The following is a 25,235-nucleotide window of genomic DNA, read 5'->3' as shown; positions in this document are numbered from 1 at the left end:
ATGGCCCTTACCATCTTTTCCATCATGATCGTCCTTCTGCTCCTGGGCTTTCCGATGATGATCCCGCTGATCGTCGGCGCCTTCGTCGGGTTCTACACCATGTTCGGCGGCTTCGGTCAGCTTGAAACCATGATCCAGCAAATCATGGCCGGCATCCGGCCCGCGTCCCTGATCGCGGTGCCGATGTTCATCTTCGCCGCCGACATCATGACCCGCGGCCAGTCTGCCAACCGCCTGATCGACCTCGTCATGGCCTTCGTCGGTCACCTGAAGGGCGGCCTTGCGGTGTCGACCGCCGCCGCCTGCACCATGTTCGGCGCGGTCTCCGGGTCCACCCAGGCCACCGTCGTGGCCGTCGGCTCGCCCCTGCGCCCCCGGATGCAGAAGGCGGGCTACAACGACAGCTTCATCCTCGCGCTCATCGTCAACGCCTCGGACATCGCCTTCCTGATCCCGCCCTCCATCGGCATGATCATCTATGGCGTCGTCTCCAACACCTCCATCGCCGAGCTTTTCATCGCCGGCATCGGGCCGGGCCTGCTGATCCTGTTCCTGTTCTCGGTCTACGCCTGGATCTACGCGGTCCGCAACAACGTGCCCACCGAACCCAAATACAGTTGGGGCGAACGCCTCGTCGCCGGGCGCAAGGCGCTCTGGCCGCTGGGCTTTCCGGTGATCATCATCGGCGGCATCTACGGCGGCATCTTCAGCCCGACCGAGGCCGCGGCGGCCTGCGTGCTCTACGCGCTGGTGCTCGAAGTCATCATCTTCCGCGAAATGGACCTCAAGGGCGTCTACGAGACCGCCAAGTCCACCGGCCTCATCACCGCCGTGGTGTTCATCCTCGTGGGCGTCGGCGCGGCGTTCTCATGGGTCATTTCCTTCGCCCAGATCCCGCAGGAAATCCTGGGCGGCATCGGCATCGACGAGATGGGCCAGATCGGCGTGCTTTTCGTCATCTCCATCGCCTTCTTCATCGGCTGCATGTTCGTCGACCCGATCGTGGTGATCCTGGTCCTGGTCCCGATCTTCGCGCCGGTGGTCGACTCCGTCCAGCTCGACCCGGTGCTGGTCGGCACGATCATCACGCTTCAGGTCGCCATCGGTTCGGCCACGCCACCCTTCGGCTGCGACATCTTCACGGCCATCGCGGTCTTCAAGCGCCCCTATATCGAGGTCATCCGAGGCACGCCGCCCTTCATCTTCATCCTGTTGTCGGTCGCCGTGCTGCTGATCTTCTTCCCCCAGATCGCCCTGTTCCTGCGGGACCTGGCCTTCGACAAGTAACCGGAGGAGAGACATGTACAAATCCATCCTGGTGCCCTTCGACGGGTCGCCCAATTCCGAGCTGGCCGTGGACAGGGCCATCGAGATGGCCGCGCTCTGCGGCGGGGCCGCGCTGACGATCCTGACCGTCTATCGCCACCATTCGATGCTCGAGGCGTCGCTCTCCATGGTCCGCCCCGACGATCCGGGCAACATGGACGACGCGATGCGCAGCCACGCCGAAGAGGTCGTCGGCACCGCCAAGAAACGCGCGCAGGACGCCGGCAAGACCGACGTCCGCGCCTTCGTCATGGCCGGCCCCACAGCGCGCAACATCGTCAAGTTCGTCGAGGAACACGGCATCGACCTGATCGTGATCGGCCGGCGCGGCATGGGCTCGATGGAAGGCTACCTTTTGGGCAGCGTCTCGCAGAAGGTCACCTATCTCTCGCCCGTTCCGGTGCTGATCGTCTGACGCCGCGGCACGGACGACCGGGGCAGGGTGCAGGGGCAGGGCGCCGCATCCGGCCCGCCCATGAAAAAAGCCGCGCCACGGGATCCCGTGGCGCGGCCTTTTCGTACAAGTTCGGGGCGCGCTAGGCCGTCGCCATCATGAACAGCACGTAGATCGACACCAGGGTCAGGCCGATCGTCCCGGCCCAGGCCAGCCCCATCATGAAGCGGCCGGGCATGTGTTCGCGCTCCTCGGGCGTCTGGAACCCGTCGGTGATCGCCTTGATCGTCAGCCAGTAGATGACCGGCGAGAAGACCAGCGCCAGGATCGAAGCAAGCTGCACCACCAGGATCGGTTTCGGCAATCCGAACATCACTGCGGCCCCCCCGATGACCCACAACACCTGGAACCCGCGGTTGATCAGCTTGCGCGTTCCGGGCGTGTCCCAGCTCGTCTTCAGCCGCACACAGCATTCCTCGAACACCCGCGCCTGACCGTCGAAATAGGTGAACACGGTCGAGAACAGCGCCGCGATACCGCCCGCGATGATGACCGGGAAGACCCACGAGCCGAACGTGTCGGTATAGATCCGCGCGATGGTCACGCCCATTTCACGCCCCGCGGGAACCAGCCCGATCGGGTTCAGCACGACGGCGCCCACGATCAGGAACACCATGCCGGTCAGCGCCGCGATGATGTAGGACACGTTCATGTCGCGGCGATAGAGGATCATCGAGTTCTTCATGTAGTCGGGATGCACCTCGACCTTGTGGCCCTTCGCGCGCATCTCCTTGACGTAGACCATGCCGCTTTTCTTGTCGACGGCCCAGTTGGACTGCATCGCCGACACCTCGGTCGTGGTCGGAAAATACCCGAACATCGCCCCGAACAGGATCATGGCCCCGGCCGGCGGAAGGCTCGGCAGCAGCCGCGACAGGTACTCACCCGGGGGCGGTGCCTGCAGCGCGAAGGCGATGAAGGACGACAGCGCGAAGACGATGATCGCCACCTTCACCACGCCTTCGAACACCTCGTACTTGCCCAGCCACAGGATCGCGACGCTGATCAACAGGACGGACATCGACCACATTTCCAGCGACATGAACGGAAACGCGGCCCAAAGCAGCGCACCGCAGCCCAGGGCCCGCCCGGCAATGCCAAAGGTGTTGGCCAGCGACTGGAAGCCAAGATACCAGAACGGCCACTGGCCGACCCGGCCATAGGCGTTCATGATGCTTTCGCCCTTCACCATCGTGTAGCGGTGCGCGAATTCGAAACAGCAGTATTTCAGGATATAGGCCGCCGGGATGATCCACAGCAGGGCGTAACCGTACTGCGCGCCGGCGGTCGGACCGTGCATGATATGGCTCGCCCCGATGCCCGTCATCGCGGCGGCGATGCCCGGGCCTGCGTTCTTCCAGGTGTCCTTCAGCGTCGTTCCCGGCGCATCAAGGTAGATCGTTTCGCCTGGCACGGCATCGGATCCGCTTGCGGCGGTATCCTTGCCTCCCGCTGGTATTGAAATGTCACTCAACTCTTGTCCTCCCAGACATCGTGCAAGCCCTTCGCAGGACCCCGGCCCGATGGGCCCTGAGGCCGCTCGGGTGGTCCGTGACACGCGTCGGGCGATACTCTTGTTGTCAGGGCAAATTGAGACAGCGCGAACCTCCTCGTACGCGCTGCCTTTTTACCCGTGGTGGTAGGCTGGCATCCCACACACCAAAATTCAAGACAAATATAATTACGCGCCCGAACCGGCCATTTGCGGCCCCCGTGTTCCGACTGAGGGCTAGCAGGAATTCGGCCATGTCAGAAGCCCGCTCACCCCCCTCGCACAATGAAAAAGCCCCGGCGCGAGACCGGGGCTTTCCAGAGTTCACTGTCCGGGTGTTCAGGCCCGGCGACGGCGCCGTCCACCGCGTCCGCCACGTCCGGCCTCTTCTTCGCCGGCTTTCGGCGGGGCCTTGTTGAACTTGATCCACTCGCCGCCATGCGGGTCGTTGTTGGTCAGGAAGTTGGCGGCGCGAATGGCCTCCATCTCCTTGCCGGCCTTGGGCTTGGTGCTGCCCAGGCCAAACAGCTGGCAGAAGGTCTCGTCGTCCATGTCCTCGGGGATGATGATCCCCGCGGCCTCGGCCTCGGCCCGCTTGGCGGCCTTCTCGGCCTCCTTCACGGGCAGGGCGATCGGGTTCATGATGGCGCTCGTCATCCCCGCACCCATCGCCATCGGCAGAAACGCGTTGTTGATCCCGTGCCGGTTGGGCAAGCCGAAGCTGATGTTGGACGCACCGCAGGTGGTGTTCACGCCCAGCTCCTCGCGCAGGCGGCGGACCAGGGTAAAGACCTGCTGACCGGCCGTGCCCATCGCGCCGATCGGCATGACCAGCGGGTCGACCACGATGTCATGCGCCGGAATGCCGAAATCGGCGGCCCGTTCCACGATCTTCTTGGCCACGGCAAAGCGCACGTCGGGGTCTTCCGAAATGCCCGTGTCGTCGTTGGAAATCGCCACCACCGGCACGTTGTATTTCTTGACCAGCGGCAGAACCAGTTCCAGCCGCTCTTCCTCGCCGGTGACAGAGTTCAGCAGCGGGCGGCCCTCGCAGGTCTCAAGCCCCGCTTCCAGCGCGCCGGGCACCGAGCTGTCGATGCACAGCGGCACATCCACCAGTCCCTGCACCAGCTCCACGACCTTGCGCATCAGCGGCGGCTCGGTCTGGTTCGGATCGGGGTTCGAGTTGTAGACAACGCCCGCGTTGATATCCAGGACCGTCGCGCCCGCCGCGACCTGCGCGATGGCGTCGGCCTCCACGGTCGAGAAATCGCCCGCTTCCAGCTCGGCGGCCAGCTTCTTGCGGCCGGTCGGGTTGATCCGCTCACCGATCACGCAGAACGGCTGGTCGAACCCGATTATGGCGGTCTTGGTTTTGCTTTCGACGATGGTACGCGTCATGACTTATCCTTGTTTCGCGGCGGGCACGGTCGACGCGCCGCCGTTTTCGATCGCCCACTCGGCATTGGTCTTGATGCCGCCCAGCGGGAAGAAGTGCACGTTGGTGATGTTGAAATCCGGGTTCGCCGCCTTGTGCGCCGCCAGCTTGGTCAGCACGTCGGTCGGCTCGTAGGGCAAAAGCAGCTTCGACACGTCCATCGCGCGCTTCTGCAGCACCTTCAGCGAGGGGCCCACGCCGCAGGCAATGGCGAACTTGATCAGCGTCTGCAGCTTGGCAGGCCCGGCGATGCCGATATGGATGGGCAGGGTGATGCCCGCGGCCGACAGGTCGTTGGCCCACTTGATGATCGGGTCGGCGTCGAACGCGAACTGCGTGGCCAGCGCCATCTCGGCGTCGGTCCGCTCGTAAAACTTCTGCTTCCACTGCATCGCGTCGTCGACGTTCCTGCGCCCGCCATCGGGGTCGATGTCCTTGTTGCCCTCGGGGTGGCCCGCCACGTGCAGCCGCTTGAAGCCCGCCCGGTCGAACGCGCCCGATTCCAGCAATTGCATCGAGCTGTCGAAATCGCCATGCGGCTCGGTCACGCCACCGGCCAGCACCAGCGCCTGGTCGACGCCCGCCTCGCCCTGGTAGCGCGCGATCCAGTCCTCCAGCGTCGCTTGGTCCTTGATGATCCGCGCCGGGAAGTGCGGCATCACCTTGTAGCCCTCGGCGGCCACGCGCTTGGCGGTCACGACCATGTCCTCGATCGGCGTGCCTTCGATATGCGCGATGTAGACGCGCGTGCCCTCGGGCAGCAGGTCGCGGAAATTGTCCACCTTCTCGGCGGTGCGCGGCATCACCTCGATGGAATAGCCGTTCAGCAGCGCCTCGACCTGCGGGTTCACGGTGCGTGCGCCCGGCGCTTCACGTTTCTTGAAGTTCAAAAGAGCCATCGCGGCCTCCCAGAAAGATTTGCGGGCACCGCTCACTGCGAGCCGGCCCAACCGTCATTCGCGATCAGCTGCTTGATGCGGTCCTGATCGTATTCCTTGTCCAGCCGCGCCGCCTCGGCCTCGGCCACCGCGTCGGCATCGCCCTCCACCTCGTAGGGCGCGGCCTTGCGCCACTCGGCGAGATAGGCGTCGGTATCCTCGGCGCCGACCTTCATGGCGGCACGGTCGATGGCCTGCTCGAACCGCTCGGGCAGGGGGCGCTTGGACCCGCGCCGGCCCTTGCCGACGATCACCTGCGCGGGGATGTCCCGCCAGTATACCACAGTCACATCGACCATCGCTGATTCCTCTACCTCGGTTGACTCTCTCTAATTCACCAGCCGGGTCCGACAGGGTCGTTTTTCGACTTAACGGCATCTTCCAGCGACGTCACCCTAACCGGCATGTCGTTTCAAGACCACTGCAAGCCACCGGAAAATGATTCAAGTTTATCCCGCGCATGGCTCAACGCCCGCGGCACGAGGCCGAGCGGCAACAGCCTGAGCCGGTCTTGCCCTCATCCGGCTCGTCAGGCGGTCACGATCGAGATGAACTCCTGGGGATCAAGCCCCGGCGTGCCCGTCAAGGCACCAAGGTTGATCGTGCCCGAAACACTGTCTCCGGCCTCGTTCAGAAACGACACGACGATCTCCAGAGAGTCGCCATCCTCGCTGTCGCGGATTTCGGTCTCGACCGTGTCGCCGGACGCGGCGGTGTCGCTCAGGTCGATCACGATCTGGTCTTCCGCGGGATCGAAATCGCGCAGGTCGAGAATGCGCGCCGGATCCGCGTCTTCATCCGCGCCGTCGCCATAGGCCGGCATGAAGGTCAGGGTGTACGTATCGGCCCCGTCACCGCCATAGGCCTGCAATCCGATCTGCGGGCTCTGGTCGGGCACGGCAAGGTCGAGGTTCAGCCTGTCGTCGCCATCGCCACCCTCCAGGCGCGTGAACTCCTCGTCATAGCTCTCTTGCCGGACGTTGATTTCGTCGTTCCCGTCACCGCCCCGCAGCACCGAGGCCGACGGGTCGCGGGCCGTGATCACGTCATCTCCCGCGCCGCCATCCGCGTTCACATTGTAGACGATGGGCTGATCTTCCCCGATCGTGATCGTGTCGTTCCCGTCCTGGCCGAGGATGTCGATGTTGTTGACCCCCGTCGCGATGGAATCGTCCCCATCACCGGCTTCCACAGTCTCGACACGGGCGTCGATATCCTCGGCTGCGATCGTGTCATCACCGTCGGTGCCCATGAACACGGTCGCGGAGCCGGGCATGTCGGTCTCATCCTCCGGCGGCACGTCTCCGGTGTCTTCTCCAGGGTCGTCCCCGGAGTTTTCGCCGTCCGGCGACGGGTCCTGCGCATCCTCATCACCCTCTCCAGGCGTGGACACATCCCGCGCCGGTTCGTCGTCGTCGTCGTTGACGAACTCATCAATGATAAACGCACTGGCCCCGATACCCAGCAGCGACAAAGCGATAATCGTGAACATGGCACCCCCGATGGCCCGAGCGGACCGCAGCCTTCAAAGGCTAGGGGCAAACATCTGCCGAAGTCAAACGCGACCCGGCCCATCAACGCCGAGGGGAAGGTAGATGAGTGGCAAGTATTGCGTGACGGCCCTGGAAGGACTACCTTTATATCAACTCGAAATGGAGGGCGTGAGTTATGGCGCCCAAGCGTCCCGAAAGTGCGGGCGCGGTCCCTCGTTCACCAGAACGGCCAAAGGTCGAAAGCCCCGCACTGATCTCGCCCGAATCCCGCCCGCTCTACGCGGCGCTGGATCTGGGAACGAACAGTTGTCGTATGCTGATCGCCCGACCCGACGGCGCTCAGTTTAAAGTCGTGGACAGCTTCTCGAAATCGGTGCAACTGGGGCAGGGGCTGGAACAGACCGGCAAGCTGTCGCGCGCCTCGATCTACCGCACCATCCAGGCCCTGCGCGTCTGCCAGCAGAAACTCAAGCGCAACAAGGTCAAGCGGATGCGCCTCGTGGCGACCGAGGCCTGCCGCCGCGCTTCCAACGGCACCGCCTTCATGAAAAAGGTCGAGCGGGAAACCGGCCTGCGCCTCGACATCATCGAACCGCAGGAAGAGGCGCAGCTTGCCGTCGTCTCCTGCGCGCCTCTGGTCGGCAAGAAGACCGAGCAATTGCTTGTCGTCGACATCGGCGGCGGCTCGACCGAGCTTGTCTGGATCGACCTGACCAACGTGCGCCCCCGCGACCGCGCCTCGGCCATCATGCGGATGCATGGCGGCTTTCCCGACGCCCGGCGCAGCGACGGCCCCTCGGCCCGCGTGGTCGACTGGATCAGCGTGCCCCTGGGCGTTGCGACGCTGCGCGACCAGTTCAACGATGTCGAGGACGACGCCGCCCGCTTTGCCCTCATGAGCTGGTTTTTCGAGGAAAACCTCGCCGAATTCGCCCCGTACAAGGACGAACCCCCGCGCGACGGCTTCCAGATCGTTGGCACCTCGGGCACGGTGACGACCGTGGCAGCCAGCCATCTCGGCCTCAAGCGCTATGACCGCAACAAGGTCGACGGGCTGCGCATGACCTCCGACCAGATCGACAAGGTCATTCGCGACTACCTCGCCATGGGCCCCGCCGGCCGCCGCCGCGACCCGCGCATCGGTCTCGACCGGCAGCCGCTGATCATGTCTGGAGCGGCGATCCTCCAGGCGCTTTTGCGCTGCTGGCCCACCGACCGGCTGTCGGTGGCCGACCGCGGCCTGCGCGAGGGGATGCTCTACGCCCAGATGGCCGCCGACGGTGTGTTGATCGAAGGACGGGACTGATGGCCGATGACACGCCGGACCAACTCGGATGGCCCTCGCGGAGATTCAGCTTCCGCGTCTCGTGGGACGACATCGAGGTCAGCTTTCAGGAGGTCTCCGGCCTCGAGGCCGGGACGGACGTGATCGAATACCGGGCGGGCAATTCCAAAGTGTTCTCGCCGACCGGGATGCCGGGGATTCAAAAGTCGTCGAACGTCACGCTGAAACGCGGCGTCATGACCAATGACCAGGCGTTTCGGGATTGGGTCAACGCGGCCCGGATGGACACGATCGCCCGCAAGACGGTCACCATCGCGCTGGCGGACCAGACGGGCAAGCCGACGAGGACGTGGACGTTGCGGAATGCGTTGCACATCAAGATCAGCGGCACCGATCTCAAGGCCGATGGCAACGAGATCGCCATCGAGACATTGGAACTGGCCCATGAGGGCCTGGAAATCGCGAACGGACAGGACTGATGGCCAAGAAACCAACCGGCAAGGGCCCCACGGGCAAGAACACCTCCGGCCGCGGCCAGCGCGACCTGACCGTCAAGGTCAAGACCGCCAAGGGCCGGCGCAGCAGTTCCACGCGCTGGCTGCAACGGCAACTCAACGACCCATATGTCAAACGTGCCCAGGCCGAGGGCTATCGCGGCCGTGCCGCCTACAAGATCATGGAGCTTGACGACAAGTTCCGCTTCCTCGTGCCCGGCGCGCGGGTGGTCGATCTGGGCTGCGCCCCCGGCGGCTGGTGCCAGGTGGCCGTGCCCCGCGTCAACGCCCTGGGCGAGAAATCCGGCAAGGCGCAGGGCTATATCCTCGGCATCGACCTGCAGGAGGTCGAGCCCATCGCGGGCTGCGAGTTGCACGTGCTGGACTTCATGGAAGACGACGCCGACCAAAAGGTGAAGGAATGGCTCGGCGGCAAGGCCGACGTGGTCATGTCCGACATGGCCGCCGCCTCCTCGGGCCACAAGCAGACCGACCACCTGCGCATCATCGCCCTCTGCGAGGCCGCGGCCTACCTCGCCTTCGACGTGCTCGAAGAGGGCGGCACCTTCGTCTCCAAGGTCCTCGCCGGCGGGGCCGAGGGCGACCTGCAGAAACTCCTGAAACAACGCTTCACCAAGGTCGCCAACGTCAAGCCGCCCGCGTCCCGCTCCGACAGTTCCGAGAAATTCGTGGTGGCCACGGGCTTCCGCGGCTAAAACCTCGCCGCCCCATCGATCAGCGAGCGCTCCGCCGCCTGGCGAAACCTCAGGGCCGCCTGCCGATCGTTCGGCCTCGGGGCAGGGGGCATGGACCGTATTTTCAACGCCATGTTCTCCTGCCGCAGTAGTTCGAACAGGCGCGCATGGCGGGCCATGGACATTTGATCGGGTCTGGTCTGCATGTGGCCTCGATGGGGGGGTGCGACACTCTCCTGCAAAAAACCTGCCATCCCATTAAGGCAATTCTGGCCCGGACATCGTTCGATTTGCGGGCACCGGGACGCAAGGGCCTCCTCGGGCAGGGATCCCGGATCAAGTCCGGGAGTCCGCGCGACCGGCCGCGTAGGGTGGGAGAAAACCCACGCGCCGTCAGGACCGTCGGCTTTACCCGATCTTAACGCCCTCCTGATCGCGCGGGTCGCACCGCACGCCCGGTTAATCACAGGATCTGGGCAGAAATCGCACCGCCGCGATACCACCCGGATACCGACGCGATACCGACGTGCCGAATCCGGCCGAGTCGCAATCCTTAACCGCCCAGTGCCTTCAGGCCTCGCGCCCGTGCCGCACCAGCCGCGAATGCAGGCTCCGAGCCGCCGGCGCCCCGGCCTCCAGCGCGAACACATACGCATGTGTCAGGTAGAAACACGAGGCGTCCAGGTCATTCGCCGTATCCGCCGCCTGCGTGTAAAGCCGGATCAGGGCGGCGCTGTCATGCGCCTCGTGCGCCGCGATCATCGCAGTGTCCAGCGTCCCGCTCATTCCGCGGCCTTTCCCATGCCGCGATAGGCCTTGACCTTGCCGGCAACCCAGTCATGAAAACAATGGGTTGGGCTGTCCATGACGGGCGAGAACCGCCCACCGTCGAACTGGTCCGCATGGCGTCCGCGCTGCATGCCTTCGACCACGAAGAGATCCTCTTCGAAGACCGTCTTCCAAAGCTGCGTGTTGCGCATCCGCAGCCCTTCGTCGCTGTCGGGAACGGAATAATACAGATGGATATGCTCGACCGTCTTCTCGGGGCCCTTCGGCTCCAGGATGATGGCGAAGGCGTGGTCGCGATGCACGCCCAAGAGGACGTTGGGGTAGACCGCGATATACTCCGCCTGCTCATTCCACTTCGCGCCAACCCCTTCAAAATCCGGGAACTTTTCGCCGTTCTCGTTGGTCAGCTGACGATAGACCATCGTGCCCTGACCCGAGAACGCGCCGGGCTTTTCGATGTTGTAATGGTCCTCCAGCTTGGAATAGCTGTTAAGCCCGGGATGCACCCACGGCAGGTGATAGCTTTCGCAATAATTCTCGACCGCCAGTTTCCAGTTGGTGTTGACCTCGAACTCGATCTTGCTGTCGAACCCGCCGTGATAGACGGGCAGTTCAAACTCCGACCAGCGTTCCATGACCTCCTTCATGGCCTCCTCGAAGGCCGGCGCATCGCCCGACACGTTGACCCACACAACATCGCGCCACACGTGGCTGCGCACCTCGATCAGGCCCAGGTCGTCGCGCTTAATGGCCTCGTGCGTGTTGTGCCCCGGCCCGCCCACATGCGGAGTCGAGACCAGCTTGCCCTTGGTGGAATAGCACCAGGAATGGTAGGGGCAGCGGATCGCGCCCTCGATCTTGCGCGGCTCTTCCACCAGGATCATGCCCCGGTGGCGGCAGATGTTCTGGAACACTCGGACATCGCCATCCTTGTCCCGCAACAAGAGCAGCGGCATGCCCAGGAACTCGATCGGCTTGGCATCCCCCGGCTCCGGTACGTCGGCGGCCACGGACAGCCCGGCCCATTGCGTATAAAGCAGTGCCTGGCGCTCCTCGGCATAGACGGCGGGGTCGATGTAATGGGCGTTGGGCAAGCCGTTGGCCTGTTCCACACTGGTGCGAACGGCGGAAAGATCGGAAATCGTTGCGGACATCGGTGGCGCATCCCCTTGGCTGGTTACGCGTTCCGATTGCCTGAAATCCGCGTGCCGTAACCGACAAATCCCGACATGACCTCACGAAATGCGACGCGCGCGGCGTTCGGTTCGGAAGGCGCTCTAGCGAAAGGTCTCGTTCAGGCGCAACAGCCTTGCATGGAACAGGGGAATATCTTCCAGCGCCGCCAGTCCCGCGCGGCGCGCGACCGGCAGTGCCCGTTGCAGACCGGGACCGAGATACTCGTAGACCATCCGCGCCGCCCGTCGCCCGGTGACCTTTTCGCGCACGGTCCGGGTGGCGTAACCTTCCCAGATATTGGACTGGAAGGAGGTCTCCCGCGTCAGGAAGTTGAAGGAGCAGGCCAGCGAACTGCGATGCGTCACAAGCGCCATCACGCCTTCCTCCTGTCGCATCACAAGGCCGCGGTATTCGCGACTGCCGGCCGCGGTGGACAGGCCCTGGCTTCGCAGGGCATCGCGCGGCTCGAACCCCCGCAGAAAGGTATAGGGTTCTTCGCGATGCACATAAACAAGACCTATGGTAAACAGCGCGTCGTCGATAAAGGATCGCCGGACGAAACTGTAGAACCCGCTGGGAAAGGCATCCTCCGGCACCGCTGTCGGTCCGCTGCCGAAGAAGCCCGAAAGGAACGGATGGCTCAGCAGTTCGGGAGAGGTTGTATAGATCGCCTCGACAGGTTCGAGCAATATCCGGGCATCGACATTGAAGAACCGGCAAATCTGATGCAGCACGTCCGGTCGTGGAAAGCTTTCGCCCGACAGGTAGCGATTGAATTGCGTGCGGTTGATTCCCAGCTCTCGGCACAGCGCCGAAACCGACCCGTACGGTGCGGTAAGGGTTTTTAGGTTCTGTCCGAATATTCCTCTCAGCGCGGCCGGGTCGTCGGGATGATGCGGACTTGCGCCTGTTGCGGTTTTTTTTGTCAACTTGGCATCGTTTCCGTTTCCAGCCGACACGTCCCGCAGGGTATCGGATACATGATTTGGCAACTGATTACACGAACCCGAACGGTTCTGTCCAGAAAATGACGCGAGTTAGCGTCAGGTCAAGACGCATCTGACACAAATGGATGTAACCGATGCGTCGATTTTACAGTGAACGCAGCGTGGCACTGTCCTATCCTTAATTCAGGATAGTTGCGGGGACGCTATGTACGGTGCTGTATTGTGGACTGATCGATGCACGAAACGGGCGTTGATCTGGTGCGAAGACCACGGAAGCCTGGCCTTTTTCGACGGCGACCAATCGCAACTCTCCGAGGCGCCGAGCTTCGAAGAAGGCGATCTTGTCTCATTCAAGATACGTGACGGACGCGGTGTGCGCATCGCCTTTGAGATAGAGATCGTGTCAAGCGAGCAGTACCCCTATCTGGCTGCGGACCTGCGCGGTATGACCGAGGCGCAACCACTCGCGCCCCAATCAGGCCAGGCAGGCGCTGCCAGCAATATCCTGCCCTTCATGCCGGGCCGCGACCGCCGCAACGTCGCGCCCCCGACCGGACCGGATACCAAGCAGGCGATCGTCAAGTTCAGCTAGGCAAGACCTCCGCGAGGCTCAACTGCCGCGCGACAGGGCCGCGACCCCGGTGCGGGCAATCTCTTCCAGCCCGAGGGGGCGCATCAGGTCGGCAAACGCGTCGACCTTTTCGGACGTGCCGGTGATCTCGAACACGAAACTGTCCAGCGTGCTGTCCACCACGTTCGCTCGAAAGATATCCGCCAGCCGCAGCGCCTCGACCCGCTTGTCGCCTGTCCCGGTGACGCGCAACAGCGCCAGCTCGCGCTCGACCGTGCGCCCCTCGACCGTCAGGTCATGCACTTCGTGGACCACCACGATACGGCCCAGCTGCGCCTTGATCTGTTCGATGATCTGCGGTGTGCCGGTGGTGACGATCGTGATCCGGGACATGTGCCCCGTATGATCGACCTCGGCCACGGTCAGGCTGTCGATGTTGTAGCCGCGCCCCGAGAACAATCCGATCACGCGGGCCAGCACGCCCGGTTCGTTGTCGACGATCACCGCCAGGGTGTGACGCTCTTCCGCGTCGGAAAAGGTCGGGCGCAAGTTGTAGGCCGAATGGCTGGACGCGCCTTTTTTGATTTTGAGAGCTGACATGAGCTTCTGGTCCTTTGAAGTTTGCCGGGCGACGGTGCTGGTCTACACCAGCACCGCGCCGCCTGCGTCGATGGCATCGGCCGTGGACGCATTCTCGCCCAGCAGCATCTCGTTATGTGCCTTGCCCGACGGGATCATCGGGAAGCAGTTCTCGTGCTTCTCGACAAGGCAATCGAAAATCACCGGCCCGTCGTAGTTCAGCATCTCCATGATCGCATCGTCCAGATCGGCAGGATCCGAGCACTGGATGCCCTTCGCCCCGAACGCCTCGGCCAGCTTGACGAAATCGGGCAGGGCGTCGGACCACGAGTGCGAATAACGCTCGCCGTGCAGCAGTTCCTGCCACTGGCGCACCATGCCAAGGCGTTCGTTGTTCAGGATGAACTGCTTGACGGGCAGGCGGTACTGCACCGCGGTGCCCATCTCCTGCATGTTCATCAGCCATGACGCCTCACCCGCGACGTTGATCACCAGCGCCTCGGGATGCGCCACCTGCACGCCGATCGACGCCGGGAAGCCATAGCCCATGGTGCCCAGACCGCCGGAGGTCATCCAACGGTTCGGATCCTCGAAACCGAGGTATTGCGCCGCCCACATCTGGTGCTGGCCCACTTCGGTGCAGATATAGCGGTCCTGCCCCTTCGTCAGCTCTTCCAGCCGGTGCAGCGCGTGCTGCGGTTTGATCGTCTTGCCCTTCTGCGTGAACGCCAGGCAATTGATCTTCTTCCATTCCTCGATCCGGCCCCACCAGTTGCGGATGGCCTCTCGGTTGATCTTGCTGCCGCGCTCCTTCCAGACCGCAAGCAACTGCCGCAGCACTTCCTTGACATCGCCCACGATGGGAAAGTCGGTGCGGATCACCTTGTTGATCGAGGAGGGATCGATGTCGATATGCGCCCGCTGCGAGCCCGGCGAGAACGCGTCCAGCCGCCCGGTGATCCGGTCGTCGAACCGCGCGCCGATATTGATCATCAGGTCGCAGTCATGCATCGCCATGTTGGCCTCGTAAAGGCCGTGCATCCCCAGCATCCCCAGCCAGTTCTTGCCCGAGGCAGGATAACAGCCCAGGCCCATCAGCGTGGAAGTGATCGGGATGCCCGTCGCCTCAACCAGCTCGCGCAGAAGCGCCGTCGCCTCGTCGCCCGAATTGATCACGCCGCCGCCTGTGTAGAAGATCGGCCGCTCGGCCTGTTCCAGCGCCTCGACCAGTTCGGTGATCGTGTCGATATCGCCGGTGGTCTGCGGTTGGTAATGCGAGGTCTTGGTCTGCGCCGGCTCCAGGTACTTGGCAGATGCGAACTGCACGTCCTTGGGAATGTCGACCAGCACCGGCCCCGGACGGCCCGAGGTCGCCACGTGAAAGGCCTCGTGAATGGTCTGCGCCAGCCGCTCGGTTTCCTTGACCAGCCAGTTGTGCTTGGTGCAGGGGCGGGTGATGCCCACGGTGTCGGCTTCCTGGAACGCGTCCGAGCCGATCATGAACGTCGGCACCTGGCCGGTCAGGACGATCAGCGGGATCGAATCCATCAGCGCGTCGGTCAGGCCCGTGACCGCATTGGTCGCGCCGGGCCCCGAGGTCACCAGAACGACGCCCGGCTTGCCGGTCGAGCGTGCGTAACCTTCGGCGGCGTGCACCGCGCCCTGCTCATGCCGGACAAGGATGTGCCGAATGTCATTCTGCTGAAAAATCTCGTCATAAATCGGTAGCACGGCACCGCCGGGATATCCGAATACGACGTCCACACCCTGATCCTTCAAGGCCTGAACCACCATTTTCGCTCCGGTCATCTGACGTGTCATCTTTTTGCTCCGTTCATGACATGTGTCTCTTTGCGTTACGCATAAAAAAGCCCCCGGAGGGTTCCGAGGGCGCATGGGGTACCGTTATGGTGTCCGTTACCGGCCCATGCGCCATTCACCTACGATTACGATTAGCGATGCCATTCTTGGCGACTCCTTGCTGCGTTTGGCGACCTTAGGTGCGGCTTTCGGGAGCGTCAACAGGATTTTGCGCGAAAAATGTCGCACAAAGGGGCTGTTTCTTTGCATTTGTTGCGCAGAACGCGGCGCGGCAAAGACGCGCAGGTTTGATGGACTGTCACCAACCCGTCCGAAGGTTGTTACAGTCACGTGGCAATCTTGGGATGTCCAAACGCCACCGCCAGCCGGAGACCTGCCATGAATGACGCCGACCTCACCCGCCTTTCCGCCGACGATTGGGACGAACTGATAAATCCGCGTCCGGTCGAGAACGACTTCGACCGGGTGGTCGAGGCCGCGATTTCGCGGCGGGGTTTTCTGGGCGGGGTGCTTGCCTTCGGCTCGGGGGCTGCGGCGATGGGCACAGGTACGATGATCCCTGCGACTTCGGCCCAGGCGCAGGCCACCAGCCGGTTCGCCTTCACCCCGATCGATATCCAGACCGACGCCACCGTGCACGTTCCGCGTGGCTATCGCTGGGACGTGCTGATCCGCTGGGGTGATCCGATCTTTCCCGACGCGCCGGGGTTCAACCACGAAACCGGCGGTGACGCCGAAAGCGCCGACCGCATCTTCGGCGAGAACACGGACGGGATGGAAAGCTTTCAGGTCGGCGGGCGACAGCTTCTGGCGATCAATCACGAGTACACCAACCGTGAGATAAACCTGCCCCATGCAACGGATGGCGTTCCGACCGGACTGGATGACGTGCGCAAGCTTCAAAGACTGCAAGGCGTCGCCGTGATCGAGGTGGCCGAAGACGCGGAGGGCTGGCATGTGGTCAAGGACAGCCCCATGAACCGCCGCATAACGCACCTGACGCCGATGAAGATCGCCGGCCCGGCCGCGGCCCATGACCTGCTGAAGACCGACGCCGATCCAACCGGCACCAAAAGCCTCGGCACTTTCAACAATTGCGGGTCGGGCAAGACGCCCTGGGGCACCTACCTGACCTGCGAGGAAAACTTCAACGGTTACTTCGGTGCCACCGGCGCCGTCGAGGTGTCGGACCCGGTCGATGCAGGCTACGAGCGCTACGGCATCGGCGCTGACGGTTGGGGTTATGACTATCACAAGTGGGACGACCGTTTCGACATTTCGAAACATCCGCACGAGCCGCACCGCGCCGGCTGGGTGGTCGAGATCGATCCCGCAGACCCCGACAGCACGCCGGTCAAGCATACCGGCCTGGGGCGCTTCAAGCACGAGAATGCCGAGGTGGTGCTGGCTTCTGACGGACGGGTCGTGGTCTACATGGGCGATGACGAGCGGGGAGAGTTCCTCTATCGTTTCGTGTCGAACGGCGCCTACACGCCCGGCGGCCCGACCGAAGGATTGCTGGATGATGGCACGCTTTACGCGGCGAAGTTCCACGATGACCAGAGCGGCGAATGGCTGGCCCTTACGCCCGAGACCACCGGGATGGCCAGCCTGGCCGAGGTCCTGGTATTCGCCCGGCAGGCCGGTTCGGCGGTGGGGGCCACGACCATGGACCGCCCCGAATGGATTGCCGCCAATCCGCACGCGGTCGAGGCCTATTGCTGCCTGACCAACAACAAGAACCGCGGCGTGAAGCCCAACGCGGGCGGTGACGAGACGGCGGTCAACGGCCCCAATCCGCGCGAGACCAACAATTACGGTCAGATCGTGCGCTGGCGGCCGGAAAATGACGATTATGCCAATGATCGTTTCACCTGGGATCTTTACGTGATGGCGGGCAACCCGGAGATTTACGACAATATCTACGGCGGGTCCGAGAACATCACCGCCGGGAACATGTTCAACTCCCCCGACGGCATGGCCTTCGACAGCGCCGGGCTGGTCTGGATCCAAACCGATGGTGACAACAGCAACCAAGGCGAGTTCGAAGGCATGGGCAACAACCAGATGCTGGTCGGAGACCCGGTCACGGGCGAAATCGCCCGGTTTCTCACAGGGCCCAAGGGTTCAGAGGTCACGGGCCTGACCTGGTCGATCGACCGGCGCACGATGTTCGTGGGCATCCAGCACCCCGATGCGCCGTTCCCTGATGGCGAGGGCAAGTTGCCCCGCTCGGCGATCGTGGCCGTCAAGCGCGACGACGGCGCGCCGCTGGGTTGAAGAAAATTCGTACGAATTTTCTGACCCAAGAGTCTTCGGACGAAGATGCTTGGGTCACAATCCCTACATCATGTGGCCCAGCGTGCCCATCATGTAGTCTCGGTTGTAGTGCAGCGACTGAACCCGCGGGTCATCCTGCGACTTGCGCATCACCGTGTCGTAATCCGCGAAACAGATCAGTTGCGCCTCGTTCTGGATGATGCGGATGTTCAGCTCGTTGAGATAAGCCGTGCGAAACCTGTCGGCCAGCCGCTCGGAGGCGAAATTGATGATCGTCGTGGTGCCGCCGGCGTTGTTCTGAAGGCCGTAGCAAACGGCTTTCTGGCGGTCGAAGGTAAAATCGGCGAACTCGACCGTGCTTTCGCCGTAGTCTTCTTGAACGTCCTGCATGGTGTCCCCCATGGCCAAGAATGTCTTAACGATGACAGAATTCTGAAATTATGGAAGGGGTGCAGCATAAATTTTTCTGCGCCGCGGCATATGGTGCCGCAAAATTGATCTACGACCGGACGGCGCTACAGGGAAACTCCGGTTCCCTGCAGCACCCCGTGCTCCAGTGCGTAGCGCGTGAGGCCGGCGGTAGAACTGATTCCCAGCTTTCGCTTGATGTTCTTGCGATGGGTTTCCACCGTGCGGACCGAGATATCCAGAGCGAAGGCAACAGCCTTGTTCGACTTGCCTTGCGCAAGTTGCAGCAGAATTGTCTGTTCGCGGTTGGTCAGTTGCGCACGGGTTTCGCCCGTGTCCGGCGCAAGCGAGCCTTGTGCCCCGGTGCAGAGATACCGTTCGCCCGCACTGACGGCGTCGATGGCGCGCTTGATCTCTTCCGTCGGCACATCCTTCAGAACGTATCCGCTGGCGCCATGACTGAGAGCGGAGCTGATGTATTCAGGGCTGTCGTGCATCGACAGGATCAGGATTCGCGTATCGGGCTGCCGTTCCAGCAGTATTTCCGTCGTCGACAGCCCCCCAAGGCCCGGCATGTTGAGGTCCAGCAGGATGACATCGGGGGTCAGGTCGGGGGCTTGCTCGATGATCTCCCGACCCGAAGAGAGGGTCGCGACCACCTCGATATCGTCGTAGCTTTCCAGGATCGCTTCGATCCCCTCGGCGACCATGGGATGGTCGTCGACAATGGCGATACGGATACAATCGGTCATGCGCTGGCCTTGGTCTGTTTCGGTGACTCCGTGCCGCCCTCGGGTTGCAGTATGTGCGTGAGCGGTACGTTGGCCTCTATCACGGTTCCGCTTCTGGAACTGAGTATGCGCAACGTGCCGGCCAATTGCTCGATGCGTTCCTGCATGTTCCGCAAGCCCAGACCCGAGGAGGGCGACGCTGCGGCCCGGTCCTGGTCCAATCCCCTTCCGTCGTCTGAAATGCGCAAGGTGGCGCCGTTCTTGTGGCCGCGAATATCGACCGAGATGCGGCTGGCACCAGCGTGGCGTTCGATATTTGTCAGGGCCTCTTGGGCAACGCGGTATAGGGCTGTCTTGGCATCGTCGTCGAGCCGGTTGCGAAACGGGACGGTGCTGAATTCGGTCTTGATGCCAGTGCGGTGTCCGAAATCCTCTACCAGGGATTTCAGTGCCGGGCCCAAGCCGAGATCGTCCAAGACCCCCGGACGCAGGTCTCGCGAGATGCGCCGGACCTCGTGAATCGCACCGGAAAGATGCGCGATGCCACGATCCAGCGTCTCGCCGGCGCGGGCGTCCTCAGACGCGAACCGGCGACGGGCACTGTCCAGCGCATAGCGGACCCCGACAAGAATCTGGCTGATCCCGTCATGCAACTCGCGCGCGACACGACTGCGCTCTTCCTCTTGCGCGTCAAAGACCCTTTGGGTGAGTTTCTTGAGCTTGGCATCCGCCGCGCGGCGTTCGCGCAGGTTGATGAACATGCCTGAAGTAAACACGAGCAAGAGCGCGGCCATCGTCAGTCCGCCGATATAGAGGAAGGTTCTTTGGATGCGGCTTTCCACCGTGGCACGGGCCGAACTGACCGCCGCGATCACGTCGTCGATGAAGACCCCCGTGCCGATCACCCACTGCCAGTCCTGCAGGCCAATGACATACGTCACCACCTGGGCCCTCTCGCCAGTAGAGGGTTTGGTCCACTCGTAACTGTGATACCCGCTGCCGGTCCGTGCGATGCGGATCAGCTCGTCGGTGATGGGGGTGCCGTTCGGGTCCTTCATGCCTGTCCAGTTGCGCCCGATAAGCTGGGTGTATCTGGGGCTGACCAGGTTGTTGCCGTCGTAATCGTAGACGAAGAAATATCCGTCCTGGCCGTACAGCATACCGGCGAGGATCTGCGTGACCGCGAGTTTCGCCTCTTCGTCATCGGGTGCGGCGCGGCCATAGATGTTGATGATGGCCGTTCTGGCGAGCGACAGATAATTTTTCAGCTCGTCGCGCTTGGCTGCGATCAGCTTCTCTTCGAGCGTGTGGATCTCTTGTTCCGCCATCTGGCGCGATTGCAATGTAACCAGAACGGAAATGGTGACCACTGCCAGGACAAGGGGCAGGGTGGCCGTCAAAAACAGTTTCTGACCGTAATTCATCTGAAGTCTGATCATCGATTCTCCTGACGCGAATCGTTAATGCCAATTGGGCTCGAAGCCCAGTGCCGCGGCAAGCCGGTTTTCCGGCGCACTGTCCCCGAGATGCCCGAAAAGTAAGCACCTTGAGCGATGTCCGTGACGCATCGGGGGCCAAACCTACGCATTACTCGGTATTTCCTTTGATCGAGGTCCGCGATAGTGTCCCGGCACCTGCAACGGTCCGCGCGCAGGCTGATAGGGACGGCATGCGCGCTTCATCAATTGGGAGGATTAACCGAATGGATCGTCGTTCATTTCTGAAGAATACCGCGTTGGGCGGGTCGGCTGCGGCCGCCACGTCGCTGGCCGCACCGGCTTATGCCCAGGGCAACCGCACGCTGACCATGGTCACGACCTGGGGCCGTGGCCTTGCCGGTGTGCACGATGCCGCGCAATACTGCGCCGAGCAGATCACCGCGATGAGCGACGGTCAGCTGACCGTCGACCTGAAAGCCGCTGGTGAACTCGTTGGCGCGTTCGAGGTTTTCGACGCCGTCACCGCCGGTCAGGCCGACATGTACCATGGCGTGGACTATTACTTCCTGGGTCAGCACCCGGCGCTGTCGTTCTACTCGCAGATCCCGTTCGGCATGACCTTCCAGGAATATTCGAACTGGTGGTACATCGACGGCGGCAAGGAACTGGGCGACGAGCTCTACTCGATCTTCGGTCTCAAGGCATTTCCGTGCGGCAACACCGGCCCGCAATCGGGCGGATGGTTCGCCAAGGAAATCAACTCGCCCGAGGACTTCCAGGGCCTGCGTTTCCGTATGCCCGGCCAGGGCGGCGAAGTGCTGGGCAAGCTGGGCGCCAGCGTCCAGAACCTGCCTGGATCGGAAGTGTACCAGGCGCTGTCGTCGGGTGCCATCGACGGCACCGAGTGGATCGGCCCCTGGGCGGACGAGAAGGCCGGTTTCCAGGAGATCACCAAGACCTACTACACCGCCGGCTTCCACGAGCCCGGCCCGAACCTGAACTGCGTTGTCGGCCTCGAAGTCTACGAGAGCCTCACCCCGGCGCAGCAGGCAATCGTCTCGGGCGCGGCGCAAGCCACCAATATCTGGAGCATGTCGCAGTTCATGGCCAATAACGGTGCGGCGCTGCAGCGTCTGCAATCGTCGGGCGTCACCTTGCGTGAATTCCCCGAGGAGGTCTGGGACGCGTTCGGTGCGGCGGCACAGGAAGTGCTGCAGCAGAACATGGGCGACGAGCTCTACAAGAAAGCCTACGACAGCTACCGCGAGTCGCTGGAAAGCTCGGCCTCCTGGATCAGCCGGTCCGAAGGCAGCTTCCGCTCGCAGCGCGACCGCGTGCTCGACATCTGATCGCCGGGCGACGGATACCTTCGCACCCCGCGCCCTTGGATGGCGCGGGGGCATTTTGCACATAGACGTGTAATTCCTGATCAGGATCGACCAAGCTTTGGATATGTATCAGAGCCTTAGTGACGCTGACGTGTTCCGGGTGGTCTGAACACAGGATTTGGGGGAACAGACATGGGCGAGACGGAAGCGACCGGAACAGGGTCCGCCTTTGTGGATGCAATCCTTTGGTTTTTCGGCGGAATATTCGGGTCTTTCTACGACCTGGCGTATGCGATCACGCATCCCGGGCTGTGGCTGAACTGGGCCGACAAGGAAGCGATCATGCGGTTCGTCTACTACGGCGGATCGATCGAGTTTTTCTTTGTGGTATTCACGTTCGTGCTGGTCCTGACCGCGGTCGGGTTGTGGCGCAACAGCTTCATGTGGGGCTGCGTGCGTGTGATGGAAGGTTTCGCCAACATCACCGGCCGCCTGTTCGCCTGGGCCGGTCTGATCATGGTGCTGCAGCAGATCATCATCGTGTTCGTGCAGCGCATCTTCGTAAGACCGGATATCTCTTTCGGCTTCGGTATCCCGCTGACCTATGACATCAGCTGGTGGGCGGAAGCGCTGAAGTTTCACAATGCCCTGGTCATCGCGCTGTGCTGTACCTACACGTTTGTGCAGGGCGGTCACGTGCGGGTCGACCTTGTGTACGCTGCGGTGAAGTATCGGACGCAGAAGCTTATCGACATGATCGGCTGCGTGATCTTCATGGCGCCAATGGCCGTGCTGGTCTGGATGTATGGCTGGTATTTCATGTGGCGGCACCTGATCACGCCAAAGCCTTCGGCATCGGAATCGCTGGACCGGCTGATGATGAAGGCGCGGGCGGTCCGCTGGAACGTCGAGACCATCGGGTTCAGCCCGAACGGGTTCAACGGCTATTTCCTGTTCAAGGTGTTGATGGTGGCCTTTGCGGGCATGGTCTTCATTCATTCGGTCGCCTTTTTCTACCGCTCCTACCTGGAATGGAAGGAAGGACCGGAGAGCGAAGGCAAATACCTTGACAAGGACAGCCTCGGGGAAGGCGAAGAAGCCTATGAGGGGACGCACTGATGTTGTTTGGACTTGATGGCGTCGAGATCGGCCTGATCATCGTCTTCCTGTGCCTTTTCGGAGGCATCCTGTCCGGCTTTCCGGTGGCGTTTGCCATCGGCGGTGCCGGGGTAATTTCCTTTGGCATCATTGCCGGCCTGGACAGCGCCGGCCTGTTGATCCACCAGGCGATCGACACCGGCAGCGAGGCGTATCGCACCTTGCTCAGCACCGGGGTAAAACCGGACAGCGTTTCGATATTCCGATATCCCGATCTGCCACGGGTGGGCGAGCCGGTCTTCCCGCAGGGTTGGGAAACCGCGCTGGACCGCAATATCAGCTTCATCGTCAACCGCATGAACGAACGCGTCTTCGCGGGCCAGTCGATCGAGACCTTGCTGGCGGTACTGATGTTCGTGCTGATGGGGATCACGCTGGAACGTTCAAAGGTCGCCAACGATCTTCTGACCACGATGGCGCGCGTCTTCGGCCCGTTGCCCGGTGGCCTTGCCGTTTCCGTCGTGGTGGTGGGCGCATTTCTCGCAGCGTCAACCGGCATCGTGGGGGCCACAGTGGTCACCATGGGCCTCTTGAGCCTGCCGACCATGCTGCGCAACAATTACAGCCCCGAGATCGCCACGGGTGTGATCGCAGCCTCCGGCACTTTGGGCCAGATCATTCCCCCGTCGATCGTGATCGTTCTTCTTGGCACGCTGGCCGGCGACCTCTATGCGGTGGCGCAGGAGGCCCGGGCACAGGAAGCTGGGTGCACCGATGCTCTGACCTATCTGGGCGAGCCTGCGGTCGTGTCCGTGGGCACGCTTTTCCAAGCGGCCTTGCTGCCCGGTATACTTCTGGCTCTGCTCTATGCACTCTATGCTTTTGGCTACGCGCTGGTGAACCCCAGCAAGGCCCCTGCGGTCGAACTGGGCGCTACGAATGCCGAGGCGATCACGCGCGGCGAGGCCTTCACCTGGTTCCTCGGCATCCCGGTTGCGCTTGTCGCCGGCATGTTGGTGTTGGGGCAGATGAACGTCATAGGTAGCCAGAGCACCACGATCGACAGCTTCAGTGAACAGGGCGAGTCGGCCAGCTTGCGGACCGCCGTCGGATCTGAATGCAAGGAATCCATGATCGAACTGCACGGGCAGGCCGCCTGGGACCGGGCGGTCGCTGAACAGCAGGCCATCGACGAGTCAGGTGGTGTGACACAAAGCGTGCGGCTGTCCGAGGAAGAGCGCGCCGAGATGCTGGCCCGCAAGATCGAGAACGCGGCGCCTGTCGGGACCGGCATTGCCGTGATGATGCTGATCTTCGCCTTGATCCTGACCTTCGCACGCGGCGTTCTTCCATCGGAAAGCCCGACGCCGCTGATTGTCGGGGGCGTAGGGATCGTGCTTGGCCTGCTCGTCGATATTTTGCTGATCGGGCCGCAATGGAGCTCCGGCGCGACATTCGTGATCATGGCCATTCCGGTAGGACTTGCGCTTTACGGCTGCACCCACGCCGCCGCGCGGCTGGCGCAGAATGAGCTGATACGGGTGGTCTTCCCCCCGCTCGTGCTGATCGTTGCGGTGCTGGGGTCCATCCTGGGCGGCATCACCAATCCGACGCCGGCCGCGGCTTTGGGGGCAGGCGGTGCGATCATGCTAGCGGCCTATCGCAAGCTCAAGGACGAAGAACGTTCGGGCAAGATCATCATCTTTGCCACCTTCGCAATTCTCATCGCCATCATCATCGGCGTGAATTTCGACTTGCGGGTCAATGTCGAAGGTGCGGGGGCCGAGAACTGGATCGCGTTCCTGGTGGCTCAGGCCGCCTACCTTTACGCTCTGTTCGGGTTGCTCTTCGCCTGCTGGGTGCTTTTCGCGGGCGGCGTGCTGTCGCCTGTGGTGCGCGAGACGGCGAAAGTGACCAGCATGGTCTTCACCATCCTGATCGGCTCTCAGCTTCTGAACCTCGTGGTCATCTCCTTCGGTGGCGAGCACTATATCCAGCAGTTCCTGCGCTCGTTCGACAACGAGTACAAGGTGTTCCTGATCGTGATGCTGGTGCTGTTCATCCTGGGCTTCGTGCTCGACTTTCTCGAGATCATCTACATCGTGATCCCGATCGTGGGGCCGGTGATCTATGGTGGAACATTTGATCCCAAGTGGGTAACGATCATGATCGCGGTGAACCTGCAGACCTCGTTCCTGACGCCGCCCTTCGGATTTGCGCTCTTTTATCTGAGGGGCGTCGCGCCGAAAGAGGTGACCACCGGCCATATCTACCGCGGTGTCGCGCCTTTTGTTCTGATCCAGGTGGTCGGACTGGCAATTCTGTGGTTCTTCCCGGACATCGTCACGATCTTCCCGGATCTGCTCGGGGGGTAAACGCTTGGGCCTGAGTTCTGAAAAGGCGTGGTTCGGACCGGGTCTGTGCCCTCTCCGCGCAGCGGGCAGTCGGGCCTG

At 62.6% G+C, this 25,235-nt stretch carries 24 protein-coding genes; 10 read left to right on the top strand and 14 right to left on the bottom strand.

The genetic code is table 11. The features are described 5' to 3' along the window. Both KUV49_RS13400 and KUV49_RS13395 read left to right on the top strand, forming a co-directional pair. A complete protein-coding gene (locus tag KUV49_RS13400) occupies nucleotides 1-1,287 on the top strand; it encodes a TRAP transporter large permease (RefSeq protein WP_222450381.1) in 1,287 nt (428 codons plus the stop codon). A gap of 13 nt (nucleotides 1,288-1,300) precedes the next feature. Further along, a complete protein-coding gene (locus KUV49_RS13395) occupies nucleotides 1,301-1,741 on the top strand; it encodes a universal stress protein (protein WP_152495444.1) in 441 nt (146 codons plus the stop codon). A gap of 121 nt (nucleotides 1,742-1,862) precedes the next feature. On the opposite strand, the gene KUV49_RS13390 is transcribed toward KUV49_RS13395, so the two are convergent. From KUV49_RS13390 to KUV49_RS13370, 5 genes are all read right to left on the bottom strand, one after another. Further along, the gene (locus KUV49_RS13390) at nucleotides 1,863-3,254 is read right to left on the bottom strand and encodes an Nramp family divalent metal transporter (protein WP_222450380.1); all 1,392 of its coding nucleotides are present in this window, start codon (nucleotides 3,252-3,254) and stop codon (nucleotides 1,863-1,865) included. A 357-nt stretch (nucleotides 3,255-3,611) separates the two neighbouring features. Continuing rightward, entirely contained in the window at nucleotides 3,612-4,673 is a 1,062-nt protein-coding gene (locus tag KUV49_RS13385) for a methyltetrahydrofolate cobalamin methyltransferase (RefSeq protein WP_222450379.1), read from the bottom strand. Between the two features lie 3 nt (nucleotides 4,674-4,676). Then, nucleotides 4,677-5,609, bottom strand: coding sequence for a methylenetetrahydrofolate reductase (locus tag KUV49_RS13380; protein WP_222450378.1), 933 nt, complete (start codon nucleotides 5,607-5,609; stop codon nucleotides 4,677-4,679). 32 nt (nucleotides 5,610-5,641) lie between these two features. Beyond that, nucleotides 5,642-5,947, bottom strand: coding sequence for a virulence factor (locus KUV49_RS13375; RefSeq protein ID WP_152492594.1), 306 nt, complete (start codon nucleotides 5,945-5,947; stop codon nucleotides 5,642-5,644). A gap of 230 nt (nucleotides 5,948-6,177) precedes the next feature. Beyond that, nucleotides 6,178-7,140, bottom strand: coding sequence for a hypothetical protein (locus tag KUV49_RS13370; RefSeq protein WP_222450377.1), 963 nt, complete (start codon nucleotides 7,138-7,140; stop codon nucleotides 6,178-6,180). Nucleotides 7,141-7,316: 176 nt separating this feature from the next. Between KUV49_RS13370 and KUV49_RS13365 the strand changes: the two genes are divergently transcribed. The 3 genes from KUV49_RS13365 to KUV49_RS13355 are packed head-to-tail and all read left to right on the top strand — an operon-like array spanning nucleotide 7,317 to nucleotide 9,636. Next, nucleotides 7,317-8,447 (top strand): Ppx/GppA phosphatase family protein, encoded by a 1,131-nt coding sequence (locus KUV49_RS13365; protein WP_222450376.1) that lies wholly within the window; start codon nucleotides 7,317-7,319, stop codon nucleotides 8,445-8,447. Continuing rightward, nucleotides 8,447-8,905, top strand: coding sequence for a phage tail protein (locus KUV49_RS13360; RefSeq protein WP_222450375.1), 459 nt, complete (start codon nucleotides 8,447-8,449; stop codon nucleotides 8,903-8,905). Before KUV49_RS13365 ends, KUV49_RS13360 begins: the two co-directional genes overlap by 1 nt. After that, nucleotides 8,905-9,636 (top strand): RlmE family RNA methyltransferase, encoded by a 732-nt coding sequence (locus tag KUV49_RS13355; protein ID WP_222450374.1) that lies wholly within the window; start codon nucleotides 8,905-8,907, stop codon nucleotides 9,634-9,636. The genes KUV49_RS13360 and KUV49_RS13355 overlap by 1 nt, the downstream gene beginning before the upstream one ends. Here the strand turns inward: KUV49_RS13355 and KUV49_RS13350 are convergent. The 4 genes from KUV49_RS13350 to KUV49_RS13335 all read right to left on the bottom strand — a co-directional run bounded on the left by KUV49_RS13350 (nucleotide 9,633) and on the right by KUV49_RS13335 (nucleotide 12,389). Further along, nucleotides 9,633-9,821: a hypothetical protein gene (locus KUV49_RS13350; protein WP_222450373.1), complete on the bottom strand. Its 189-nt coding sequence runs from the start codon at nucleotides 9,819-9,821 to the stop codon at nucleotides 9,633-9,635. The two genes, KUV49_RS13355 and KUV49_RS13350, sit on opposite strands and share 4 nt — an antisense overlap. Nucleotides 9,822-10,185: 364 nt before the next feature. Next, the gene (locus KUV49_RS13345; RefSeq protein WP_222450372.1) at nucleotides 10,186-10,401 is read right to left on the bottom strand and encodes a hypothetical protein; all 216 of its coding nucleotides are present in this window, start codon (nucleotides 10,399-10,401) and stop codon (nucleotides 10,186-10,188) included. Continuing rightward, nucleotides 10,398-11,558, bottom strand: a complete 1,161-nt coding sequence (locus KUV49_RS13340) for an aromatic ring-hydroxylating oxygenase subunit alpha (protein WP_222450371.1) — start codon at nucleotides 11,556-11,558, stop codon at nucleotides 10,398-10,400. Before KUV49_RS13340 ends, KUV49_RS13345 begins: the two co-directional genes overlap by 4 nt. 123 nt (nucleotides 11,559-11,681) lie before the next feature. Continuing rightward, nucleotides 11,682-12,389: a helix-turn-helix transcriptional regulator gene (locus KUV49_RS13335; protein ID WP_315899530.1), complete on the bottom strand. Its 708-nt coding sequence runs from the start codon at nucleotides 12,387-12,389 to the stop codon at nucleotides 11,682-11,684. 343 nt (nucleotides 12,390-12,732) lie between these two features. On the opposite strand from KUV49_RS13335, the gene KUV49_RS13330 reads away from it, so the two are divergent. Then, nucleotides 12,733-13,119 carry a hypothetical protein gene (locus KUV49_RS13330; RefSeq protein WP_222450369.1) on the top strand — a complete coding sequence of 129 codons (387 nt, stop codon included), beginning with the start codon at nucleotides 12,733-12,735 and terminating at the stop codon, nucleotides 13,117-13,119. A gap of 18 nt (nucleotides 13,120-13,137) precedes the next feature. Here KUV49_RS13330 and ilvN read toward each other — a convergent pair whose 3' ends face one another. Together ilvN and KUV49_RS13320 are read right to left on the bottom strand one after the other, a co-directional pair. Beyond that, the gene (ilvN, locus tag KUV49_RS13325; protein ID WP_152492586.1) at nucleotides 13,138-13,698 is read right to left on the bottom strand and encodes an acetolactate synthase small subunit; all 561 of its coding nucleotides are present in this window, start codon (nucleotides 13,696-13,698) and stop codon (nucleotides 13,138-13,140) included. A gap of 42 nt (nucleotides 13,699-13,740) precedes the next feature. Beyond that, the gene (locus KUV49_RS13320; protein ID WP_222450368.1) at nucleotides 13,741-15,498 is read right to left on the bottom strand and encodes an acetolactate synthase 3 large subunit; all 1,758 of its coding nucleotides are present in this window, start codon (nucleotides 15,496-15,498) and stop codon (nucleotides 13,741-13,743) included. A gap of 378 nt (nucleotides 15,499-15,876) precedes the next feature. Between KUV49_RS13320 and KUV49_RS13315 the strand changes: the two genes are divergently transcribed. Beyond that, nucleotides 15,877-17,778 (top strand): PhoX family protein, encoded by a 1,902-nt coding sequence (locus tag KUV49_RS13315; protein WP_222450367.1) that lies wholly within the window; start codon nucleotides 15,877-15,879, stop codon nucleotides 17,776-17,778. Between the two features lie 63 nt (nucleotides 17,779-17,841). Here KUV49_RS13315 and KUV49_RS13310 read toward each other — a convergent pair whose 3' ends face one another. The 3 genes from KUV49_RS13310 to KUV49_RS13300 form a co-directional block, all read right to left on the bottom strand. After that, nucleotides 17,842-18,168, bottom strand: a complete 327-nt coding sequence (locus tag KUV49_RS13310) for a hypothetical protein (protein ID WP_152492583.1) — start codon at nucleotides 18,166-18,168, stop codon at nucleotides 17,842-17,844. Nucleotides 18,169-18,293: 125 nt separating this feature from the next. Further along, a complete protein-coding gene (locus KUV49_RS13305) occupies nucleotides 18,294-18,938 on the bottom strand; it encodes a response regulator (protein ID WP_222450366.1) in 645 nt (214 codons plus the stop codon). Beyond that, on the bottom strand, nucleotides 18,935-20,356 hold the full coding sequence (locus KUV49_RS13300) for a cache domain-containing protein (RefSeq protein WP_261391204.1): 1,422 nt from the start codon (nucleotides 20,354-20,356) through the stop codon (nucleotides 18,935-18,937). The genes KUV49_RS13305 and KUV49_RS13300 overlap by 4 nt, the downstream gene beginning before the upstream one ends. Nucleotides 20,357-20,619: 263 nt before the next feature. Between KUV49_RS13300 and KUV49_RS13295 the strand changes: the two genes are divergently transcribed. The 3 genes from KUV49_RS13295 to KUV49_RS13285 all read left to right on the top strand — a co-directional run bounded on the left by KUV49_RS13295 (nucleotide 20,620) and on the right by KUV49_RS13285 (nucleotide 25,157). Next, entirely contained in the window at nucleotides 20,620-21,705 is a 1,086-nt protein-coding gene (locus KUV49_RS13295) for a TRAP transporter substrate-binding protein (RefSeq protein ID WP_222450365.1), read from the top strand. A gap of 171 nt (nucleotides 21,706-21,876) precedes the next feature. Further along, entirely contained in the window at nucleotides 21,877-22,803 is a 927-nt protein-coding gene (locus tag KUV49_RS13290; RefSeq protein ID WP_222450364.1) for a TRAP transporter small permease subunit, read from the top strand. Beyond that, on the top strand, nucleotides 22,803-25,157 hold the full coding sequence (locus tag KUV49_RS13285; protein WP_222450363.1) for a TRAP transporter large permease subunit: 2,355 nt from the start codon (nucleotides 22,803-22,805) through the stop codon (nucleotides 25,155-25,157). The genes KUV49_RS13290 and KUV49_RS13285 overlap by 1 nt, the downstream gene beginning before the upstream one ends. The last annotated feature ends 78 nt before the right edge of the window (nucleotides 25,158-25,235 follow it).

It is taken from the genome of Roseovarius atlanticus, assembly GCF_019802205.1.
GTDB lineage: Bacteria > Pseudomonadota > Alphaproteobacteria > Rhodobacterales > Rhodobacteraceae > Roseovarius > Roseovarius atlanticus_A.
Note: the sequence above shows the minus strand (reverse complement) of the source record. Positions and strands in the feature narration are given on the sequence as shown.

What these genes read in the sequence shown, in the direction of transcription:
- ilvN (WP_152492586.1), bottom strand. Translation starts at nt 13,698, where the DNA reads ATGTCAGCTCTCAAAATCAAAAAAGGCGCGTCCAGCCATTCGGCCTAC.
- KUV49_RS13365 (WP_222450376.1), top strand. Translation starts at nt 7,317, where the DNA reads ATGGCGCCCAAGCGTCCCGAAAGTGCGGGCGCGGTCCCTCGTTCACCA.
- KUV49_RS13340 (WP_222450371.1), bottom strand. Translation starts at nt 11,558, where the DNA reads ATGTCCGCAACGATTTCCGATCTTTCCGCCGTTCGCACCAGTGTGGAA.
- KUV49_RS13380 (WP_222450378.1), bottom strand. Translation starts at nt 5,609, where the DNA reads ATGGCTCTTTTGAACTTCAAGAAACGTGAAGCGCCGGGCGCACGCACC.
- KUV49_RS13345 (WP_222450372.1), bottom strand. Translation starts at nt 10,401, where the DNA reads ATGAGCGGGACGCTGGACACTGCGATGATCGCGGCGCACGAGGCGCAT.
- KUV49_RS13305 (WP_222450366.1), bottom strand. Translation starts at nt 18,938, where the DNA reads ATGACCGATTGTATCCGTATCGCCATTGTCGACGACCATCCCATGGTC.
- KUV49_RS13350 (WP_222450373.1), bottom strand. Translation starts at nt 9,821, where the DNA reads ATGCAGACCAGACCCGATCAAATGTCCATGGCCCGCCATGCGCGCCTG.
- KUV49_RS13400 (WP_222450381.1), top strand. Translation starts at nt 1, where the DNA reads ATGGCCCTTACCATCTTTTCCATCATGATCGTCCTTCTGCTCCTGGGC.
- KUV49_RS13395 (WP_152495444.1), top strand. Translation starts at nt 1,301, where the DNA reads ATGTACAAATCCATCCTGGTGCCCTTCGACGGGTCGCCCAATTCCGAG.
- KUV49_RS13310 (WP_152492583.1), bottom strand. Translation starts at nt 18,168, where the DNA reads ATGCAGGACGTTCAAGAAGACTACGGCGAAAGCACGGTCGAGTTCGCC.
- KUV49_RS13290 (WP_222450364.1), top strand. Translation starts at nt 21,877, where the DNA reads ATGGGCGAGACGGAAGCGACCGGAACAGGGTCCGCCTTTGTGGATGCA.
- KUV49_RS13320 (WP_222450368.1), bottom strand. Translation starts at nt 15,498, where the DNA reads ATGACACGTCAGATGACCGGAGCGAAAATGGTGGTTCAGGCCTTGAAG.
- KUV49_RS13360 (WP_222450375.1), top strand. Translation starts at nt 8,447, where the DNA reads ATGGCCGATGACACGCCGGACCAACTCGGATGGCCCTCGCGGAGATTC.
- KUV49_RS13355 (WP_222450374.1), top strand. Translation starts at nt 8,905, where the DNA reads ATGGCCAAGAAACCAACCGGCAAGGGCCCCACGGGCAAGAACACCTCC.
- KUV49_RS13385 (WP_222450379.1), bottom strand. Translation starts at nt 4,673, where the DNA reads ATGACGCGTACCATCGTCGAAAGCAAAACCAAGACCGCCATAATCGGG.
- KUV49_RS13295 (WP_222450365.1), top strand. Translation starts at nt 20,620, where the DNA reads ATGGATCGTCGTTCATTTCTGAAGAATACCGCGTTGGGCGGGTCGGCT.
- KUV49_RS13300 (WP_261391204.1), bottom strand. Translation starts at nt 20,356, where the DNA reads ATGATCAGACTTCAGATGAATTACGGTCAGAAACTGTTTTTGACGGCC.
- KUV49_RS13370 (WP_222450377.1), bottom strand. Translation starts at nt 7,140, where the DNA reads ATGTTCACGATTATCGCTTTGTCGCTGCTGGGTATCGGGGCCAGTGCG.
- KUV49_RS13285 (WP_222450363.1), top strand. Translation starts at nt 22,803, where the DNA reads ATGTTGTTTGGACTTGATGGCGTCGAGATCGGCCTGATCATCGTCTTC.
- KUV49_RS13330 (WP_222450369.1), top strand. Translation starts at nt 12,733, where the DNA reads ATGTACGGTGCTGTATTGTGGACTGATCGATGCACGAAACGGGCGTTG.
- KUV49_RS13375 (WP_152492594.1), bottom strand. Translation starts at nt 5,947, where the DNA reads ATGGTCGATGTGACTGTGGTATACTGGCGGGACATCCCCGCGCAGGTG.
- KUV49_RS13315 (WP_222450367.1), top strand. Translation starts at nt 15,877, where the DNA reads ATGAATGACGCCGACCTCACCCGCCTTTCCGCCGACGATTGGGACGAA.